Source organism: Tenacibaculum jejuense (assembly GCF_900198195.1).
Taxonomy (GTDB): Bacteria; Bacteroidota; Bacteroidia; order Flavobacteriales; family Flavobacteriaceae; genus Polaribacter; species Polaribacter jejuensis.
The window spans coordinates 2,066,706-2,085,614 of sequence record NZ_LT899436.1; the positions used below are offsets into that span (position 1 = coordinate 2,066,706).

Below are 18,909 nucleotides of genomic sequence, written 5' to 3' on the forward strand. Positions count from 1 at the left end.
AACTAATGAGCCATAGTTTTACTGTTTTGTTTTAATGCCAATAATCCAAATACTGGACCTATAGCCAACACAACAAATAAATATTCTTGAGGAATAAATTCTCGTAAATAGTTTATCGTTTGAATACTCATAATTGTTAAACTATATCCCAAACAGTTTACAATAGTAAGTGCAGTTCCCTTAATTTCTGTAGGAGCATTTTTAGCTACTAAGGTTGAAAAAAGAGGAGAATCCATAATTACTGTAAAACCCCAGATTAAAACAAAAAGAATAAATATAAGTGAAGGAGAAGAAAAGAATAGAGAAGAAGTAAGACAGCATAATCCAGATATTGCTAATGCGATCATGGCAATCTTCTTAGTTTTCCATTTTAATGATAAATAACCACCTAAAATACACCCTAAACTACCAATTGCTATAATACTAAATGATAACAGTGATATATTAAAATTTACTGTTGGATTTTTATCTAAATAAATACCTAGAATAACGGGAATAAAAGCCCAAAAAGTATACAACTCCCACATATGACCGAAATATCCTAATGCAGCAGATCGAAAATCTTTCTTTTTAAAAACTTGAAAAATGGCATTCAGTTTTAAAGAACTACTTTTTTTTCTGAAAGGACCATCAGGAATGCATATTAAAATTAGTAAACTCCCTAATAAAGCTAAACCTGAAGTACTATAAATCACAATTTTCCAAGGTAAAGCTGTTGTAAAAAAGGATAAAAAATGAGGAAAAGCTGTACCTAAAACAAGTGCACCAACTAAATATCCTAAAGATTTTCCTAAGTTCTTATCAAAATGATCTGCGGCAATTTTCATTCCTACAGGATAAATACCAGCTAAGAAGAATCCGGTTAAGAATCGAAAGATTACTAAGCTATTTATGTTATTATCAGGATAAATAATTCCTAAGTTAAAAACGGCTCCTAATAATCCACTAACGAAAAATACTTTTGAAGGAGAAAACCGATCAGCAATATTTAATAAAGCAAAAGATAAAGTTCCAATAATAAATCCGAATTGTACCGATGATGTAAGACTAGCTAATGATCCGTTTTCTAAATTAAAAACAGTAATTAAATCATTTAAAACTCCATTACCAGCAAACCACAAAGAAGTACAGAAAAACTGAGCTAAAACAATTATTAATAATATAGTTGAAGCTTTTTTCAATTGGTTTTCGATTTAATAAAATCAGTAATTAAATAACTGATATATTTTCCTACTTGTTTTGTAGCTAATTTTTCATTGGATAATGAAGGAGCACCTTCACAAACATGTAAATAGTTTGCTGATTTATGCTTACCAAAGAAATAAACAACACGTCTTGCTTCTTCAGGAGAAAATCCGCTAGGAGTCATTGCACTACTAGGAAAAGATTGAATACAATCGAGATCAATTTCAATTCCGAAAGGTTTCTCAGCAATAAAATTTAAAGCTCGCTGTAATTCGCTTTCAAACGTTGTGCTTTTGTAAACAGCGATTTCTTCAAACATATTATATTCAAGATTGATATTATTGTGAATAAGATCGAATATATATTGAGGTGTATAATTTTCATGTAAACCAAACATGAAATATTTATCTAAAAAACCATGTTGTAAAGCGTAAGAAAAACCATTTCCACTATGGCGTTCTTCTAATTTTCTAAGATCGGTGTGAGCATCAAGGTTAATCACATTTACCGATTGATTTAAAGCTTCGGAAAAACCTTTAATATTTCCATAAGAATTATTGTGTCCTCCACCAATTACAATTGGAATTTTGTTAGCTTGAACAATAATAGAAATCCATTTAGATAATTCAGTATCTAACTTTTTTAATAGTTCATTTCCTTTATTACGATCTTCAGGATTAAAATCAATTACTTCATCTAAAAAGTCTAAATAACCAAGAATCAATATATCATTACCATTAATAAATTGATTTTGTTGTGTGTTTAATAATGCTTGTAGTGCAGGAATGAAAGCCGTGTGAGCTCCTGCATTTCCATAGTTCATTTGTACACCAATATCTTCAGGAACACCCAAAATGATAAATGTAGCAGAAGTTGCTTTTAATTCTTCTACTACATTTTTATTATTATGTATCGTTTGAACATGTTCGCCAAGTTTAGATTCTCCATCTCTAAGTGATACAAATTCTAAAATGGTATTACTAGAAAATGTTTGCAACATGTTATACAAGTTTTCCGTTTATGTATACAGATTCAATAACGCTAGATCCGAAATTATAAGGCAAGAAATTATATGATGAGATTTCTTTTGTTATAAAAAAGTTTGCTTTTTTACCTTTAGTGATCGATCCAACTTCATCAGATAAGTTCATTGCATACGCACCATTTATTGTTGCTGCATTAATAGCTTCTTCTGGAGTCATTTTCATTTTAATACATGCTGTAGCAACAACAAAGTTCATATTTCCAGAAGGAGTAGAACCCGGATTATAATCTGAAGCTAATGCTAAAGGTAAATTGTTATCAATAATCTGTCGAGCTGGTGTGTAAGGAATACTTAAGAAATAAGAACACGAAGGAAGTGCAACAGGCATAGTTCCTGAGCCTTGTAATGCTTTAATATCGTCATCGCTTAAAACTTCTAAATGATCAACAGAAAGTGCATCGTTAGAAACACATTTTTCTACACCACCAATAGTTGTAAATTGATTTACATGAACTTTAGGTTGCAATCCTACTTTTTTAGCTGCCTGAATGATTTTTTCAGTTTGAGCAACAGTAAAATATCCTGTTTCACAAAAAACATCTACAAATTCAGCTAAGTTTTCAGAAGCTACTTTAGGTAACATTTCATTAATAATTACATCAATATATGCTTCTTGATTTTCTTTAAATTCTTCTGGAAAAGCATGAGCACCTAGAAATGTTGCTTTAATAGGTAAATCAAATTCATCTCTAAGTCGTTTTACAACTCTAAGCATTTTTAGTTCAGCATCGGTAGTTAAACCGTAACCAGATTTTATTTCTATAGCTCCAGTTCCTAAACGCATCACTTCATCGAGTCTAACTTTAGTTAACTCATATAATTCCTCTTCAGAACTTTCTCGTAATCTTTTTGCTGAATTTAATATTCCACCGCCTTTTTTAGCAATTTCTTCATAAGTTAAGCCATTAATTCGGTCTACAAATTCTTGCTCTCTTGTTCCAGCATAAACGATATGTGTGTGACTATCACACCATGTAGGAAATACCATTTTACCTTTACAATCTATTAAGATAGCAGCAGAATAAGACGGAATATCCTTCATTAAACCGAAATCTATTATTTTTTCATCCTTAATAGCTAAAAAAGCATTTTTTAAGGTTGGTAATTTTTTCATTTCATTACCAGAAACCTTTTTAACGCTTTCTTCTCTAACTTGAATTAATTCCTTGATATTTATCAATAAGGTTGTCATAAGGGATCGTTAACTTTGGGTAATAACAAACATACATAAAAAGACGAATCAATATGACATTTTTTATCGCAATTATATGTAGTATTATATTACTTATTATTTCTTTATTTCATTTCTATTGGGCTTTTGGAGGCACTTTCGGTCTCGATCGTGTCATTCCAACGAATACAAAACAAGTAAAAGTTTTAAAAGCCCCACCAATTTTAACGTTATTAGTTGCGTTTTTTGTATTGCTAATTTTTAGTAGTTATATACAAGTAGCAAAAATCTATGATTTTTACTTTCTGCCTCAATGGATTAAGACAAATGGATTACTAATTTTTTCTTCTATTTTTTTATTGAGAGCTATAGGAGATTTTAAATATGTAGGCTTTTTTAAAAGGATTAAACAAACAAAGTTTGCTGTAAATGACACCAAATTCTTTTCACCATTGTGTTTATTTTTGGCTTTGTCAGGATATCTTCTTTTATTTTTAAACTAGGAAATGGTATTTTTAGCATTAAATTTTAAAAGATATTAAACTAAAAGCGTAAAAATTAATCTTTGGTTTAATAGATATAGACTAAAAATTTTATGATACCAACTACAGAATACAATCCTTATTATACTTCGTTTATTACAAACTTAGAAACTGAAAAATCGATAGTAGAGAATTTAGAGGCTGTTCAAGAAGATTTTGAAGCTATTTTAAGAAATATACCGTCAAATAAAGAGAATCATGCTTATGCAGATGGTAAATGGACGATAAAAGAATTAATTCAGCATTTAATAGATACAGAACGTATTTTTTGTTACCGAGCTTTGTGTTTTGCAAGAAATGATAAAACCGATTTACCTGGTTTCGATCAAGATTTATTCGTTATTAATTCTATAGCTCAGGATAGAGATTATAAAGATTTACTTGATGAAATGAATTTACTTAGAAAAGGAACAATACAGTTATTTAAAAGCTTTAGACAAGAAGATTTACTGAAAATAGGTTCTGGTTCTGGAAGTAAAATATCTGTTCGTGCTTTAGGAATGGTTATGGCTGGTCACCAGAAACACCATTTACAAGTTATTAAAGAACGTTATTTATAAAAATATATTGAAGAAAGTTTTAATATTAGATTTAGACGGAGTTCTAATTACAACTCCACCATGGAAATCTGATACTATTCACATAGATGGTTATTCTGATTTTAATCAAAATTGTGTATCAAACTTGAATAAACTTTTTGAATATGCTGATTTTGAAATTTGGTTGAGTTCTACTAGAAGATTGAGAAAAACATTATCTGAATTCAATCAAATTTTTAGGAATAGAAAAATTCAAAAAGAAATATCAGGTTTTCTACCAGTCTATGAAAATTGTAAAAATAGGAGAGAAGAAGTTCTGAGATTTCTATTAGATTATCATATAAACGATTTTATAATATTAGATGATGACAAATCTCTTAATAGTTTAAAAGATGAAGTAAAGCAAAAGTTAATATTAACAGAGTTAACTATTGGGTTTAATTCAGAAAAATTGAAAGAAGCTTTAGCTAAACTAAAATAATTCGATCATATATTCTTTTTCAAGTTCCTTATCTACGTCTAATTTGATAATACTATCTTTTTGAGTGAAATCTTGGTTGGTAGTTTCAAGATCAGCAGCTCCCATCCATGGTTCAAAACAAATGAAAGGAGCGTCTTTTTTGGTCCAAAAAGCAAAATATTCCCAATCTGAACTTAAAAAATTAAGTCCGTGTTCATGTTTGTTAGATTTTAGAGCAATCTTTTTAGAGGAAATGTTTTTATAAATTAGAGCGTCATCTTCAAATAATTCATAATTTAATTTAAAGATTTTATCAAGCGATTGTTCTGTTGGATTTATAGTACGTAACCCGTTAGTTTTATTTAAAGAATATTGTAGAGGGGTTTCAGGAGTCTCAAATTCAATATAATAATCAGAAAAAGATGTTTCAGAAGTAATTGGACAAGAAAAAGCTGGATGCGCACCAATTGAGAAATAAATTGCTTTATCGTCCTCATTTTTTACTTGATACTTAATTTTGATAGAGTTTTCTATTAGAGTGTAAGAAACGTGTAGCTTAAATTTATAAGGATAAATTTCTAATGTTTTGTCAGAATAATTTAGTTCAAATGTAATTTTATTACCATTGTTAGATACCACATTGAATTCATTATCTCTAGCAAAACCATGCTGAGGTAAATGATATTTCTGATGATTTACGAAATATGTATGCTCTTTTAGTTTACCAACAATAGGAAATAAAATAGGAGCGTGGCGTTTCCAAAATTTTTCATCACCATTCCATAAATAATCTAATTGAGTTTGTTTTGAATAGATTTTAGTAAGCTCTGCACCAGCAGTTTTTATTTGCACTTGTAGTTGGTCGTTTTCTAGCGTAATCATCTTTTTCTGAAATAAAAAATCCTTATCAACAAGATAAGGATTTTCAAAATTAATATTCAATTTTATCGTCTTTTTCTGTCCACTTTTGAAAAGGTTCTAAGGCAATATCTCTACCTACTTGTTCAAAAGGAATACTTCTTTTCTCGTAAGGTAACGGAATTTCTTTATAAATAAACTCATCATCAAAACCTATATTGGCAGCATCAACTTGATTACTACCATAAAATACTTTATCCGGACGTGCCCAATAAATTGCTCCTAAACACATCGGACAAGGCTCGCAAGAAGTGTAAACAATACAGCCATCTAATTGAAAAGTTCCTAAGTTTTTACAAGCATCTCTAATTGCTGTAACTTCTGCATGTGCTGTTGGATCATTTGTTGATGTAACTTTGTTATTACCGCGTCCAACAATTTCACCATCTTTTACAATAATACATCCAAACGGACCTCCTTCATTGTTTTGCATTCCTCTTAAAGCAGCTTTTACTGCCTCACTCATATATTCTTCGTGTGTATTCATGTTTTTATTTTAAAGGTAAAAAAAGGGCAGCAAAAATAGTAGATTTTACAATACGAATACATTTTCATGTCTTCTTTTCCAAAAAAGTGCATTTTTCCAACGAGTTTCTGCACTATAGAATAGTTCTTTATGTTTTAAGTAATGATTCCATATTGAATCTATTTGCGAGGTATAATTATTAGATAGGTAAGCTATTTTTTCTTCATTTATATTCGATGAAATATTTACTTTTTTAAGTAAATCGCTTATTTGCATAGCGGTTGCCATGGCATTAAACATTCCTTGAGAAGATAAAGGATCGAAACTAATTGCAGCATCTCCTAAAGCTAACCATTGTTGACCAACAACTTGATTTAACTTCGTAGAATTTGCGCTTACAACACCATGAAATTCTACAGTATTAGTTTGATCTTTGATAAACTGATTTACAATTTTATTTTGGTGAATGAGTTTTGAAAACGAATTGAAAGTTTTAAAAACACTTTTATCTATAATATCTGCGTCAGTTTGGTATGATAAAATTCTTTTTTTGTTAGGAATTACAGCAGTGTACCACCAACCAAACTCATCTGGTAAAATAGTACTCATCGTATTTTGTGTGGTGTTAGGCACTGTTAGCCAACAAGAAATTAACGAATCGTATTTTGTTCTTTTAATATTTTGAGATTTCGCAAAATGTGCTCCTCTTCCTGTAGCATCAATAACAAACTTTGAAGAGAAAACTTTCGTAGTGCGATTTTTTATATCATCAGACTTACAAGTTATATTCCATGTGTTATATTTATAAGAACTATTAAAAAAGCGTAATCCCCAGAAACAATCAACGCCTTTTTCAATAGCTTTTTCTCTTAAGTACAAAGCCAATTTTTTTCGATCGACACTTTTTGACGCTCCATCAGGATTTCTTAAATGATCTATTATTTGTACTTGATCACTTCCCCAGTACGATTGCATTCCGAGATTATTGATAAAAATATTTTTATGCTCACTATCGCTAAGTGTAAGTCCGAGTGCATTTAAAATTCGATGTGTTGCTGGCGCTAAAGATTCACCAACTTTTTCGGTAGGTTGAATTAATTTATCTACCAGAGTAACCTTATAAGTATCTGCTAGAGAAATGGCGGCAATACAACCAGCAATGCCGCCACCTAAAATTAATATTTCTGTATTATGCTTTGATATCATGTATCTTTCTCTTTATTTCGGAATAAACCTTGAGAATCGTGTCATTTTCTCTGGAATACCAACTTCTATCTTTTGATGAGGTTCCGATTGATGAGAATTAGTTTTATTTATACCGTGTAATTTAGAGTTTAATAAGTTTATCGTATTGGTAACACTTTCAGTAGATTCAAAATCTTGAATTAATTCATTCTCTACCAACATTAATAATTCGCTTTTAGCATTTTCAAGTAAAAATTCTTCGTTCAATAAATTTTTATGAGATAATTTATCTACAGCAGATAATAATAATTCCTTGGTTTCTGCATTTAAAGTATCAACATCCAAGTTTACAGCCAAATTATCAAGTGTGGCTTGTAGTAAAGCTTGTTCTTGCGCTGGAGTAGGAGTGATACCAACTTGCATTTCTTTAGGGAAATTTGGATCGTTTAATACTCCAGGTCGTTTTTGAACTACAGCTAATTTATCAAAATACTTAACCATACTGTTAATTTGGTTCGTGTAGTTTGGTGAAGCACCATCTAAAGGAAGATCACTCAACCAATCTGCTCTATCAGCAAAAGCTTCCATTCTTGTTTCTTCTGCTAAATTCGAATCTAAAGTTTGATCATAGCGTTTTTCATTTAAAATATTGTTCGGAACTCTCGCTGGCCAGAAAGTAGGTAAATAAGGATCATAGCTGGTTGTGTATCCATCTCTACAACTTGCAGTATCTGTTTGCCAAGGAATAGCCATCCAACGTGTAATTCCACCAGCTACTTGTCCACCTAAAATAGGTCCTTTTGCTAAAGTTAACGTATCGCTATTCATTGTTGGCCCGTAATAAATATTATTTACAGGAGGAGTTGCTTTTGCATGTTTAACTCTAAAAGCACTCATATACATTCCAGAAGAACGCATTGGCCAAGTCATTTCACAACCAGGATGGAAAGCATCAGCTAAACAGAAATCCATTGCAGCTTTTGTTAGCATATCTGGTTGTTCGTCTACTGGTAAATCGTCAATTTTCTTTGGTTCTGCATGAAACGGACAACCTTCTGTATCCATATAATCAGCATCAAAATCTCCAGTAACCCATTGATCTAAAAATTCTAATTGTAATTCTGATAAAGTTGCGTGTTGACGAACTGATCCTGTAGAAGGAATACTAATAGCATCTCCATATAACCAAGGCCATAATTGTGGAGCCTCAGCACCTTTTACATCAATTCTTCTGAAGTTATTAGAGATTGTTCTTCTCATTTCAAGAAAAGCAGAAGAAGGGTTTCCTAATTTTTTAATCCATTCTTTTGAAGTATAATTGAACTGACCTCCCCAACCAAAAGCTCCAGCGAATCCAGCATTTACCCATTGTAAATCTGTCATACGTTGAAAAATTGGTAAAATATCTTTTGTGAATGACGGACGTTGAGGTCTAGTTAACATTCCAGATTTTACAGCAACACTTCGCATTAAATCCCACATTGTTCTTACAGATTTTTGCATTGGTGCATAATCTGGCGGAGCACATACAACCCAAGCTGGATCTACTTTTAATTTTGTACCGTTGTATTCAACTTCAGCAGTTACTGGTCCGTCTGAAGTATCATCATACCAACCCTCATTATTGGCGAAAGTAATGGCAATATCACCATCTATATTTTCTGATTTTCCATGTCCGCCTAACATAATTAATCTTCCCTTTTCATCGGTGCGCATTTCACCCAAATACACTTTTTTATCTAAAAACTCACCTTCAAAAGTTGGTCCGTCTTCAATGCCTACTCCAGAAATAGATTGAGCATTACCATCAATTAATAATGATTCACGATTTGGAACATTAATATTTCTTAAAAATGAAGGTGGAGCGTCTGCAGCTTCAGGAATATCAAGAGCCAATTGAAACTGATACCAAGAAGCTTTTTGATTTGCTAAATGACAATGCCAAGTGATGTTTGCATTTTCAGCAGTTAATTCTTTAACAGCTTTTCCTGCGGCATTAAATCCATATATTCTAAACTGTGCAGCTTGTCTTTTTAAAGCTCCGATCTCGTCTCTATAAGCATACGGATCTTCTTGAGCAATTGGTTCATCAACAAGCGGACCTAAGAAATATTCATTCTGACTGTTACCAACACGCATAATTCCTATTGGAGGATAAATTCCTGCAGTAACAATACAATCATCATTTTCATCGATATTTCCTTCGAAATGCGGATTCCTCTTTTTAGGTTCTTCTAGTAATTCTCCGTTTGCTTGATGTCTGGTTTCTGCACTGGCAGCGTACACAACTTTTCTAACTTGAGCAATTGAACCTAATGGTTCGTGTTCTGGTAGTGTTCTCCAAATATTAAAAGCTAAATTACTTCCAAATTCTGCTTGACCTATTGCAGCTACGTTTTGTTGAGGTAAATGTAATTTTGCGATACAGATATACGGACTCTCTTCTGTACTCCATACAACTTGAGCATCGTCAATGGGCATGGTTTGAGGATTTGTACGTAATTGAATTTCAAATCTGAAAGTAGCATCACCTTGTAATAGACGTTTTTCAAGATCAATCTTTAAATAATCATTTTCATTAAATGGAGTTCCTTCATAAGTGTTTTCTGGAACTAAACGATATTTTACAATTTGATTTTCTCCTAATTTGAAAGGTAAAATAGCCCAATAACTAGCACTTAATACACTAGCTTCCTCTTTAGTCATAGCTTTTAAGATAGCAGCTAATTCAGGATGTTTCGCTATGTAAGAATCGTAATCTTTATCGATAACACCAGCAGTAGTAAAACTACACATCTGTTGTGCATCTCTAGCAAAAAAACGATCGATATTTTGCATGATGAAATCGGCATTTGTGCCACCATCTAAAATATTTTCACCATTTACACCAAAAAGCTTAAGTCCAATTCCTAGAGTTGAGTGTAAATCAGGTGAAGTAGGAGAGGTGTCACTAGAAAAGCGTACAGCACATTCATAAGAATCTTCGGAAAATAAACCTAGTTTAAAACGATCTTCAATATCTTTATTTATAACAAAATTACCGTAAGCGATTCCATGTTGTTTTCTAAAAACTGCTCTTTCAGCTGGTTTTTGTCCTCTTTCAATTCTTGTTTTTTGTCCCATTTCTACAAACATCTCTTCAAGACGTTTTGTTATTGTTTCTATATCACCATTACAATTCCAGCATGATGTTGATTTTTCGTTTTGAGATTTTTCCATTGTTTGTTTCTTAAAGTTTAGAGATTAAGTTGATTAAAATTAAACTTTAAAAAGCTGTATGACCGGGTAATAATCCTTAAACGTATTCTATTAGGTAATGAGTGATGTTTTTGTGAAGTTGGGAGTAGAAGAGTAAAAGAATTAAAAAACCAAACCACAAAAATTTTTGTGGTTTGGTTCTTTAAGATATTAGTGATCTAGTAAAAACTGGTCAAATTCTCTTTTATACCTAGAGAAACTTAATGTTTCTTTTAATTTGTAAAACTGGTCTTTGTTTGGGCAGAATTGATAGCTAAGTTTTAAGAGATTTAATTTATCCTTGTCAAAGCTAAACTCTTTAATAATAGGCCTGATTCTATCAATAGAAAAACAGTTACGTTCTATATGTTGTTTTGCTAGTTTTAAACGCTCTTTTGTAAATCTTTCGTCTTTTATTGATTTTAAAACATAATCATATTCATTTTGAGATAAAGGTCTACAATCATCAAATCCAACATGATTATTTAATTGATTTATTTCTCTATCGATAAATCTGTTCAGCTGTTGTTTTAAATAATTATCATTAATTAATTGTTCAGTGTAATAAAAGTTTTCAAGATCATATGAAAATTGAAAAGCAAATTTTAATAAATCATAACGATTCCTATTGCTTTGTAACTTTTCAGTAAGCTTCATAATTTGTCTTGTACTTAAACAATTATTAGAAATAATATCTTTTAAATAACGATTTCCATTATTTCTTCTATTTCTAATTTGACTATAAATACTTCTGAATTGGTATTCAGGCATCGGTTTATTACAGCTATTAGTTGTTGGACCTCTATAATATTCAGCATTTGGATAATCTATTTCAGAAACTTCACTTTGATTTGCTTGTGTATTGTGATACAATTGTATAGCGAAAGAAAAGTTTTGGAAAAGATCGTAAACTTGAAAGAAATTTCGTTTATCAATTATTCTAGGATATGCGTTAACACATATTCTATATTTTCTTCTATCACTAGAGAAAAAACGACAAGCGTCGATAAGTTCTGAGACATAAATATCATGGCTAGAAGAATAGTTTAATGCCTTGTCTAAAATTACTTCTGGCGTATATTTTTTTTGTTTTAATTCTTTTTTGAAAGTAGCATAATCTGTTTTCTTTTGTGCAAATGAAGAAAAAGAAATGCTTAAGGCTAAAAATAGTAGTGTTCTTAATTTCATAAGTTCTGTTTTAAAGTAATTACAAAGCTTTTTTCAAACAACGTGCCAACTATTTTAAAATTTAGGAGAAGAAAATAGTTTTCTGTATCTAAGTATTAGTTAATCAGTGGTTATAAGGTAAAATAAAAACCACAACATTTAGTTGTGGTTTCTTATGATTTATAAAATTCGAAGTTTTATTTATTTTAAACTTCCAGTCATATCTTCTGGTTTTACCCACTCATCATATTCTTCAGCAGTAACATAACCTAAGTTAATCGCTTCTTCTTTTAAAGTAGTTCCGTTAGCATGAGCAGTATTTGCTATTTCAGCAGCTTTATAATATCCAATTTTAGTATTTAAAGCGGTAACTAACATTAAAGAGTTGTTTACTAATTCGGTAATTCTACCGTGGTTAGGCTCAATTCCAGCAGCACAATTAACATCAAAAGATACACAAGCATCTCCAATTAATTGAGCAGATTGTAATACGTTAGCCGCCATCATTGGTTTAAATACGTTTAGTTCGTAATGACCTTGAGTTCCCCCAACAGTAACAGCAACATCATTACCCATAACTTGCGCACAAACCATAGTCATTGCTTCTGCTTGTGTAGGATTTACTTTTCCTGGCATAATTGAAGATCCTGGTTCGTTTGCAGGGATGATTAATTCACCAATACCTGAACGTGGGCCTGAAGCCATTAAACGAATATCATTAGCGATTTTATTTAATGAGACAGCTAATTGCTTTAACGCTCCATGAGTTTCCACTAAAGCATCGTGAGCAGCTAAGGCTTCAAATTTATTTTCAGCAGTTACAAAAGGTAAACCTGTAAAATCTGCAATATATTTTGCTACTAAAACATCGTAACCTGCAGGAGTATTTAAACCTGTACCTACAGCGGTTCCTCCTAAAGCTAATTGACTTAAATGTGCTAAAGAATTCTTTAATGCTTTTATACCAAAATTTAATTGAGCAACATATCCAGAAAATTCTTGACCTAAAGTAAGTGGAGTGGCATCCATTAAATGTGTACGTCCAATTTTTACAACATTAGCAAAAGCTTCTGATTTTGCTTGTAAAGTATCACGTAATTGTTCAACTCCAGGGATAGTAACTTCTACGATTTTCTTGTAAGCTGCAATATGCATTCCTGTAGGGAATGTATCGTTTGAAGATTGAGATTTGTTTACATCATCATTTGGTTGAATCGTTTTTTCACCTTCACCAATTTTTTTTCCAGCAATCTCATGAGCTCTGTTCGCAACTACTTCATTTACATTCATGTTACTTTGTGTACCAGAACCTGTTTGCCATATTACTAATGGAAATTGATCATCGTGCTTACCAGCTAAAATTTCATCACAAACTTGTGCAATTAAATCACGCTTTTCTTCAGCCAAAACACCTAATTCACAGTTTGTATAAGCAGCTGCTTTTTTTAAGTAAGCAAAACCGTAAACTACTTCTAGTGGCATTGTTGCAGCCGGACCAATTTTAAAATTGTTTCTAGAACGTTCAGTTTGAGCTCCCCAGTATTTATCTGCAGGCACTTTAACTTCACCCATGGTGTCCTTTTCAATTCTATATTCCATTGTTATTTATTTAGTATTTAAAAGAATTCAAAGTTAATAAAACTCAAATAAAAGTTAGTTCAAAAACCGTAATGAAATATTTTTGAAAATAGTGGTAGAATAATGAAAATAAGTGTTATTTTTGCATTCAGATAATTTACAAAAACAAACAGATGTTAGATTTTTCACAATTCTCAGGATTAGTATTATTCATGTTTATTTTCACAACTGGTTTTTGGTTGTTAATTTTCTTACTAACATTTGTAGTTCCTTACTGGATCGGTGGGACTATCTGGGAAAATTTAAAATTAAAGAGAGAAGCTAAAAAAGCTGCTGAAGGAAAGTAGTCTTTTTATCAAAACATACAATAAAAGAGTTTACAATTTTGTAAACTCTTTTTTTTATCCATATTTAGAGAATAATTTACTTTTTAATAGTTTCTGATACCAAAATATTAAATTTACCCGCTAACTAATTATATGAAAAAATATTATACTTTATTTTTATTACTTATTATCACAGTAAGTTTTTCTTCTTGTTCTTCAGAAGACGACAGTAACAATAATGATAGTGAATTTGCGATGACAGCTGTTATTAATGGAGAAGTTTTTGAGGCTAACAATCCTTTTGGTACAAATGAATTTTCATCAACGAATATTTGGAACTATTACCCGATAGAAGATTTTGTAATGTTACAGGCAAGAGATGGAGGAATAGTAGGAACTCGTGAAATTAATATTTGGTTAAAAAGAACTGATATTACTCCTGGTGTTTATAATTTTGGTCCAGATACTTTTACAACACCACCTTCTCATTTTATTAGAATGTTTGAATTAACGAATGATATTTCAGAGTTAACTAGAGGAGGAAAAATAGAAATTAAATCAGTAAATACGACAGATAAAATAGTTGAAGGAACTTTTGAGTTCACAACTTCTGAAAATCCAGATGATCCTTCATCTCCAATTGACTTTACTGTAACGGAAGGTAAATTTAGATACAAATACGAATAACTTTACATACGAATTGAAAGAACAACTAAAAAACAGCTTTATATTTTAAAGCTGTTTTTTTATGGTTATAAAAATGATTTTAATCTCATAACTAAATATTTAATATACTTATATTGTAAATCAAATAAATAACTATAAAATGAAAAAAATAAGTACAATTATTCTCGTCTTTACTTTTCTAATAAGCTGCCAGCAAAAAGAAAAGAAAAAAGAAGTAAAAATAAACAAGAATTTTAGTGAATTAAAAAATGCTATAGATATTTATGCGAAAGAAACACTAGCAGAAGGTAATATAAATGCTTTAGCTCTTTCAGTATATAAGAATGGTGAAATATACCATAATTATTATGGTAATATAAATAAAAATGGAGGTAAACCTAATGATAATACTTATTTTGAAATAGCTTCTATTACAAAAGTTTTTACTGGTTCTTTAATAGCTAAAGCGGTATTAGAAGGTAAAATTAAGTCAGAAGACGACATTCGCTTATATCTTAAAGGAAACTATTCTAATTTAGAATTTAAAGGTACACCTATAACGATTAGAAATTTATTAACCCATACTTTAGGTTTTAAAGAGAGAAGACCACCGAAGTTTAATAAAATATGGACTGATATTTCAAATGGATATTATGAATCAAAACCAATAGAATATTCTACAGATGAGTTTCTAGAAGAATTGAAAAGTGTTGAACTAGACAAAAAACCTGGAACGTTTTACACTTATAATTCTGTGGGTTCAGAAATTTTAGCATATATATTAGAACAGATTTATCAAGATACTTATAATAACATATTAAATGCTTTTTTAGAAGATTTAGATATGAAAAATTCATATTTAGAAGGAACTAGAGATAAAAAAGTAGATTTAATTGATGGATATGATGAACATGGAAATTTAGCGCCCAAAGCTAGAAATATTTTGTTAGGTGGAGGCGGAGGAATGGTTACAACTCTTCCAGATTTAACCAAGTTCATGAAATTTCAGTTAGAAAGTAAAAATCCTCTAGTTAAAGAATCTGTTAAAGAATTATATACCGATAGAGAAGGAGATAAAATAGCTTATTTATGGGATGTAGATTATGGAGAAAGAGAAGGTTTCTATTATAAGAAAACAGGAACTTCTAATGGAGTTCAGAGTGTAATTTTAATTTGTCCAGACACAAAATACGGATTAATTTTAATTATGAATAATACTTCAGAAAAAGCTTTTATTGATTGGGCTACTTTATATGAAAGAATTGAATCTGATTTAATCAAAGCATATTAGATAAGTCTAGATTTTAAAAGAATAAAAAAACTATATCTTAAAAGTGATGTAAAATACTAAGTTATTGTCTTTTTGAGTTTGAAAAAATATGATGAAAAATATAGAAAATTTAAAATTTAACTTTTGATACTATATTTTGGAATGTAATTTGATGCTTATTTTTTGTCAACTTAAATAAAAATAATAAACACTAATTGCAATGAAAAATCTTGTTCAGTACATTTCTATTTGTACTATATTTCTTTTTATTTCTTGTACAGATAACAATGAAGAAATTATCGACAATACTTCTCCTAAATTATTTATTCAAAGTCCTACTTTTTTGTTTAATTATTCAACTGATATTGGAAATAGTGCAGTACCCTACAGGGTAAATTTACAAGCTGAAGCAGCAGATATTGTGGAGATTGAATCTTTAAGTTTAAAAATTAAGGATGAAGATGATAATGTTATAGTAGAAAAGCTTGTGAAAAGTAATAGTAATAATAAAAATATTTTAAGATTAACAGAAGGATTTCAAACTACTAAAGTTGGAGTCTATACTGCCGAATTTACTGCTAAAGACACAAGCGGTAATTATACCTTTAGATCGTTGACTTTCGAATACAACGACTAGTAATTAAAACAACGAAAAACAGCATACTGTAACCTGAGTATGCTGTTTTTTATTTTAATATATTTTATAATTTTTAAAATGCTTCACCACCATCATATTCTCTTTGTGGGCGTTCTCTTTTTTTCTTTTGATTGAATCTGTAGGTAAAGCTTAATGTAATTTGACGTTCTCTCCATTGAAACTCTTGATCAGCAATTGTTGAAGGGTTTTCTTGACTTGGATTAAATGTTTGGCTCCTACGAATTCTACCATTAAATAAATCATTTACATTCAGTACTAAGGTGGCTTTCTCTTTAAATAGATCTTTACTAAATGCTAAATTGGTAACGAAAATTCCATCTCTTTTTCCTTGAGCATTTTCTTGTGGTCCTCTGTAACGAACTCTGGTTTGCCATTGAATTTTAGCTGGTAAAGTAATTCGAGAATTAAAACGAACAAACCAGCTATCGTTATTCACCTCGGGTAAAAGAGTTGTAATTTCTGTTCCATCTGTTGCTGTTGATGTAAAAGAAAATTCGTCTGTCATAAACTTGAAATAATTAAAAGTTGTAGACAAACGCATCCATTTTAGAGGATTATAATTTGTAGTTAATTCAAAACCATATCGATCTTCGCTATTAAGGTTTAAAGGTTGGCGGACAAATACATTAGTAGGTTGACCATTTACTATTCGCTCTTCTATAATAGATACAGGACGAATTAAATCAGTTGAACGTTGATAATAAACTGAAGAGTTCAACGTCAGTTTTCCTAATCTTGTAATGTAACCTAAATCATAAGAATTTGTAAATGTAGGTGTTAAATCTGGATTTCCTTTAAATACAGCTGTTGCAGAACTTCGAGTTTCAAAAGGATTCAAAAACCAAAAACGAGGTCTACGTAAACGTCTGCTATATCCTAAAGTAATATTATCTGTATCATTTAATTCATACCCTAAATTTACTGTTGGAAAAACTTGAGTGAAATTTTTATCCGATTCTTCACCTGTATTAATTAATAACAAGTCAATTTCAGTAGTTTCTACTCTCAGTCCCAGTAAATAAGAAAATTTATCATACTTACTTCCGAATTGAGCGTAATGTGCATAAATATTTTGTTTGAAATCTATATTATTTGACGGATCAGGTGTAAGTGGATTTCCATTAGCATCTCTAACCCTAAAGTCAGAGTTCAAATCTTGAAATTCAGATTTATGTCCTAATTCTAATTGATGTTTTTCTCCTATAGGTAAAACATAGTCAACTTGAAATAACGTGTTTGTAGATTTAGTAAATTGACTATTTAATTCCGATAAAGTATTGTTGTCAGTAATATCAGAAAATTCATTTTCGTTATTGTCACTTATCTGAAAATCTATGGTTAATTTTTGCCCATCATCATCTAAGTTATTTGCATAGTTCAATGAAAATTGTTTGTTCACACCATCTTCACTTTCATTTTCTATCCTAGTAATTTCGTTTAAACTTATTCTATTAGCGTCTAAAAAGTTTGTAATGTTAGTAGCAGTATCATCTCCGTTATTATCTCTGTAGAAAAAAGTACCGGTTATAGAGCTGTTATCATTTAGATAATACTCTAAACCTAAAGAACCATTGTAATTATTATTTTTTCTTTGAAACGTTCTATCTTCTGTTCTAAAGTCTGTAATAATACCATTTTCAAGATTGGTAAAATCACTAAAAGAATTTCCTGGACCATTTCTAAATGAATATCCTAGGTTTGTGAAAATATTAAACTTTTTAGTTCTATAATTTAAGTTTCCAGAGAGTTGAAATAAGTCAGGATTTCCAGCAGATAAATTTAAAGATCCATTGAATCCGGTTACTTTTCCTTTTCTAAGAATAATATTCAAAATACCAGCAGTTCCTTCAGCATCATATCGTGCAGAAGGAGAAGTAATTACTTCGACTTTTTCAATAGCATCTGCGGGTAAGTTTCTTAAGGCATCTGTTCCATTTAAACCAACTAGAGCAGAAGGTTTACCATCAATTAAAATTCTAACATTTTCATTTCCACGTAAGCTTACTGCACCTTCAGCATCAACATTAACAGAAGGAACATTGTCTAGAACATCAGAGGCATTTCCACCTTTAATGGTCATATCTTTACCTACATTGTAGATTTTTTTATCCAAACGAATTTCAACTGTAGATTTTTCCGCAATGATTTCTACTTCATCTAAGGTTTCAGTATCTTCTTTTAGTGCAATAGTACCTAAATTCGTATTTTCTGATAGCGTTTTTTGAGGAAGTTGTTTGGTTTTGAAACCAATAAACTCCACTTTCATATTGTATGGACCTTTAGGTACGTCTATTGAAAATTTACCATTTATGTCTGTAACTCCACCAGTAACTTTTTTTGTCTTTAAACTAGTTAATATTAAGGTGGCATATTCTAATGGTTGATTTGAACTTGCTTCAATAATTTTACCACTAATTGTAATTTTTTGTGGTTTTTGAGCATACACTGATATTCCTATCAGGAAAAAGAATATTGTAATTTTTTTCATTTAATATC

17 protein-coding genes are annotated in these 18,909 nt (G+C 30.5%); 7 read left to right on the forward strand and 10 right to left on the reverse strand.

Translation table 11 applies throughout. The features are described from left to right. Positions 1-2 precede the first annotated feature (2 nt). Genes AQ1685_RS09175 through hutI form a run of 3 tightly spaced genes read right to left on the reverse strand, consistent with a single transcriptional unit; the run spans position 3 to position 3,422 of the window. The gene (locus AQ1685_RS09175) at positions 3-1,181 is read right to left on the reverse strand and encodes an MFS transporter (RefSeq protein ID WP_095071485.1); all 1,179 of its coding nucleotides are present in this window, start codon (positions 1,179-1,181) and stop codon (positions 3-5) included. Then, complete coding sequence (locus AQ1685_RS09180) at positions 1,178-2,185, reverse strand: formimidoylglutamase (RefSeq protein WP_095071489.1); 1,008 nt, start codon at positions 2,183-2,185, stop codon at positions 1,178-1,180. Before AQ1685_RS09180 ends, AQ1685_RS09175 begins: the two co-directional genes overlap by 4 nt. A gap of 1 nt (position 2,186) precedes the next feature. Further along, entirely contained in the window at positions 2,187-3,422 is a 1,236-nt protein-coding gene (hutI, locus tag AQ1685_RS09185) for an imidazolonepropionase (protein WP_095071491.1), read from the reverse strand. A gap of 53 nt (positions 3,423-3,475) precedes the next feature. Between hutI and AQ1685_RS09190 the strand changes: the two genes are divergently transcribed. From AQ1685_RS09190 to AQ1685_RS09200, 3 genes are all read left to right on the forward strand, one after another. Then, positions 3,476-3,904 (forward strand): DUF3995 domain-containing protein, encoded by a 429-nt coding sequence (locus AQ1685_RS09190; protein WP_095071493.1) that lies wholly within the window; start codon positions 3,476-3,478, stop codon positions 3,902-3,904. 92 nt (positions 3,905-3,996) lie between these two features. Further along, positions 3,997-4,503: a DinB family protein gene (locus AQ1685_RS09195; protein WP_095071495.1), complete on the forward strand. Its 507-nt coding sequence runs from the start codon at positions 3,997-3,999 to the stop codon at positions 4,501-4,503. A gap of 7 nt (positions 4,504-4,510) precedes the next feature. After that, a complete protein-coding gene (locus tag AQ1685_RS09200; protein WP_095071497.1) occupies positions 4,511-4,963 on the forward strand; it encodes an HAD domain-containing protein in 453 nt (150 codons plus the stop codon). On the opposite strand, the gene AQ1685_RS09205 is transcribed toward AQ1685_RS09200, so the two are convergent. From AQ1685_RS09205 to fumC, 6 genes are all read right to left on the reverse strand, one after another. Beyond that, complete coding sequence (locus AQ1685_RS09205; RefSeq protein ID WP_157730167.1) at positions 4,955-5,824, reverse strand: aldose 1-epimerase family protein; 870 nt, start codon at positions 5,822-5,824, stop codon at positions 4,955-4,957. The two genes, AQ1685_RS09200 and AQ1685_RS09205, sit on opposite strands and share 9 nt — an antisense overlap. A gap of 49 nt (positions 5,825-5,873) precedes the next feature. After that, complete coding sequence (locus tag AQ1685_RS09210; protein ID WP_095071501.1) at positions 5,874-6,347, reverse strand: nucleoside deaminase; 474 nt, start codon at positions 6,345-6,347, stop codon at positions 5,874-5,876. Positions 6,348-6,392: 45 nt separating this feature from the next. Beyond that, positions 6,393-7,532 carry an NAD(P)/FAD-dependent oxidoreductase gene (locus AQ1685_RS09215; RefSeq protein WP_095071503.1) on the reverse strand — a complete coding sequence of 380 codons (1,140 nt, stop codon included), beginning with the start codon at positions 7,530-7,532 and terminating at the stop codon, positions 6,393-6,395. A gap of 12 nt (positions 7,533-7,544) precedes the next feature. Beyond that, positions 7,545-10,730 carry a LodA/GoxA family CTQ-dependent oxidase gene (locus AQ1685_RS09220; protein ID WP_095071505.1) on the reverse strand — a complete coding sequence of 1,062 codons (3,186 nt, stop codon included), beginning with the start codon at positions 10,728-10,730 and terminating at the stop codon, positions 7,545-7,547. A 189-nt stretch (positions 10,731-10,919) separates the two neighbouring features. After that, a complete protein-coding gene (locus AQ1685_RS09225; protein WP_095071507.1) occupies positions 10,920-11,936 on the reverse strand; it encodes a DUF4476 domain-containing protein in 1,017 nt (338 codons plus the stop codon). A 180-nt stretch (positions 11,937-12,116) separates the two neighbouring features. After that, positions 12,117-13,514 carry a class II fumarate hydratase gene (gene fumC, locus AQ1685_RS09230; protein WP_095071508.1) on the reverse strand — a complete coding sequence of 466 codons (1,398 nt, stop codon included), beginning with the start codon at positions 13,512-13,514 and terminating at the stop codon, positions 12,117-12,119. Positions 13,515-13,666: 152 nt separating this feature from the next. Here fumC and AQ1685_RS20380 point away from each other — a divergent pair, with 152 nt between their 5' ends. The 4 genes from AQ1685_RS20380 to AQ1685_RS09245 all read left to right on the forward strand — a co-directional run bounded on the left by AQ1685_RS20380 (position 13,667) and on the right by AQ1685_RS09245 (position 16,392). Further along, positions 13,667-13,840, forward strand: coding sequence for a hypothetical protein (locus tag AQ1685_RS20380; RefSeq protein ID WP_173862350.1), 174 nt, complete (start codon positions 13,667-13,669; stop codon positions 13,838-13,840). 132 nt (positions 13,841-13,972) lie between these two features. Next, positions 13,973-14,506 (forward strand): hypothetical protein, encoded by a 534-nt coding sequence (locus AQ1685_RS09235; protein ID WP_095071510.1) that lies wholly within the window; start codon positions 13,973-13,975, stop codon positions 14,504-14,506. Positions 14,507-14,645: 139 nt separating this feature from the next. Continuing rightward, on the forward strand, positions 14,646-15,776 hold the full coding sequence (locus tag AQ1685_RS09240) for a serine hydrolase domain-containing protein (protein ID WP_095071512.1): 1,131 nt from the start codon (positions 14,646-14,648) through the stop codon (positions 15,774-15,776). A gap of 199 nt (positions 15,777-15,975) precedes the next feature. Next, positions 15,976-16,392 (forward strand): hypothetical protein, encoded by a 417-nt coding sequence (locus AQ1685_RS09245; protein WP_095071514.1) that lies wholly within the window; start codon positions 15,976-15,978, stop codon positions 16,390-16,392. Between the two features lie 73 nt (positions 16,393-16,465). On the opposite strand, the gene AQ1685_RS09250 is transcribed toward AQ1685_RS09245, so the two are convergent. Then, positions 16,466-18,901 (reverse strand): TonB-dependent receptor domain-containing protein, encoded by a 2,436-nt coding sequence (locus tag AQ1685_RS09250; RefSeq protein WP_095071516.1) that lies wholly within the window; start codon positions 18,899-18,901, stop codon positions 16,466-16,468. Positions 18,902-18,909 lie beyond the last annotated feature (8 nt).

Bases quoted from the DNA above. Each gene is read 5' to 3' on its own strand.
- AQ1685_RS09180 (WP_095071489.1), bottom strand. From the start codon at position 2,185: ATGTTGCAAACATTTTCTAGTAATACCATTTTAGAATTTGTATCACTT.
- hutI (WP_095071491.1), bottom strand. From the start codon at position 3,422: ATGACAACCTTATTGATAAATATCAAGGAATTAATTCAAGTTAGAGAA.
- AQ1685_RS09190 (WP_095071493.1), top strand. From the start codon at position 3,476: ATGACATTTTTTATCGCAATTATATGTAGTATTATATTACTTATTATT.
- AQ1685_RS09195 (WP_095071495.1), top strand. From the start codon at position 3,997: ATGATACCAACTACAGAATACAATCCTTATTATACTTCGTTTATTACA.
- AQ1685_RS09205 (WP_157730167.1), bottom strand. From the start codon at position 5,824: ATGATTACGCTAGAAAACGACCAACTACAAGTGCAAATAAAAACTGCT.
- AQ1685_RS09210 (WP_095071501.1), bottom strand. From the start codon at position 6,347: ATGAATACACACGAAGAATATATGAGTGAGGCAGTAAAAGCTGCTTTA.
- AQ1685_RS09215 (WP_095071503.1), bottom strand. From the start codon at position 7,532: ATGATATCAAAGCATAATACAGAAATATTAATTTTAGGTGGCGGCATT.
- AQ1685_RS09220 (WP_095071505.1), bottom strand. From the start codon at position 10,730: ATGGAAAAATCTCAAAACGAAAAATCAACATCATGCTGGAATTGTAAT.
- AQ1685_RS09225 (WP_095071507.1), bottom strand. From the start codon at position 11,936: ATGAAATTAAGAACACTACTATTTTTAGCCTTAAGCATTTCTTTTTCT.
- fumC (WP_095071508.1), bottom strand. From the start codon at position 13,514: ATGGAATATAGAATTGAAAAGGACACCATGGGTGAAGTTAAAGTGCCT.
- AQ1685_RS20380 (WP_173862350.1), top strand. From the start codon at position 13,667: ATGTTAGATTTTTCACAATTCTCAGGATTAGTATTATTCATGTTTATT.
- AQ1685_RS09235 (WP_095071510.1), top strand. From the start codon at position 13,973: ATGAAAAAATATTATACTTTATTTTTATTACTTATTATCACAGTAAGT.
- AQ1685_RS09240 (WP_095071512.1), top strand. From the start codon at position 14,646: ATGAAAAAAATAAGTACAATTATTCTCGTCTTTACTTTTCTAATAAGC.
- AQ1685_RS09245 (WP_095071514.1), top strand. From the start codon at position 15,976: ATGAAAAATCTTGTTCAGTACATTTCTATTTGTACTATATTTCTTTTT.
- AQ1685_RS09250 (WP_095071516.1), bottom strand. From the start codon at position 18,901: ATGAAAAAAATTACAATATTCTTTTTCCTGATAGGAATATCAGTGTAT.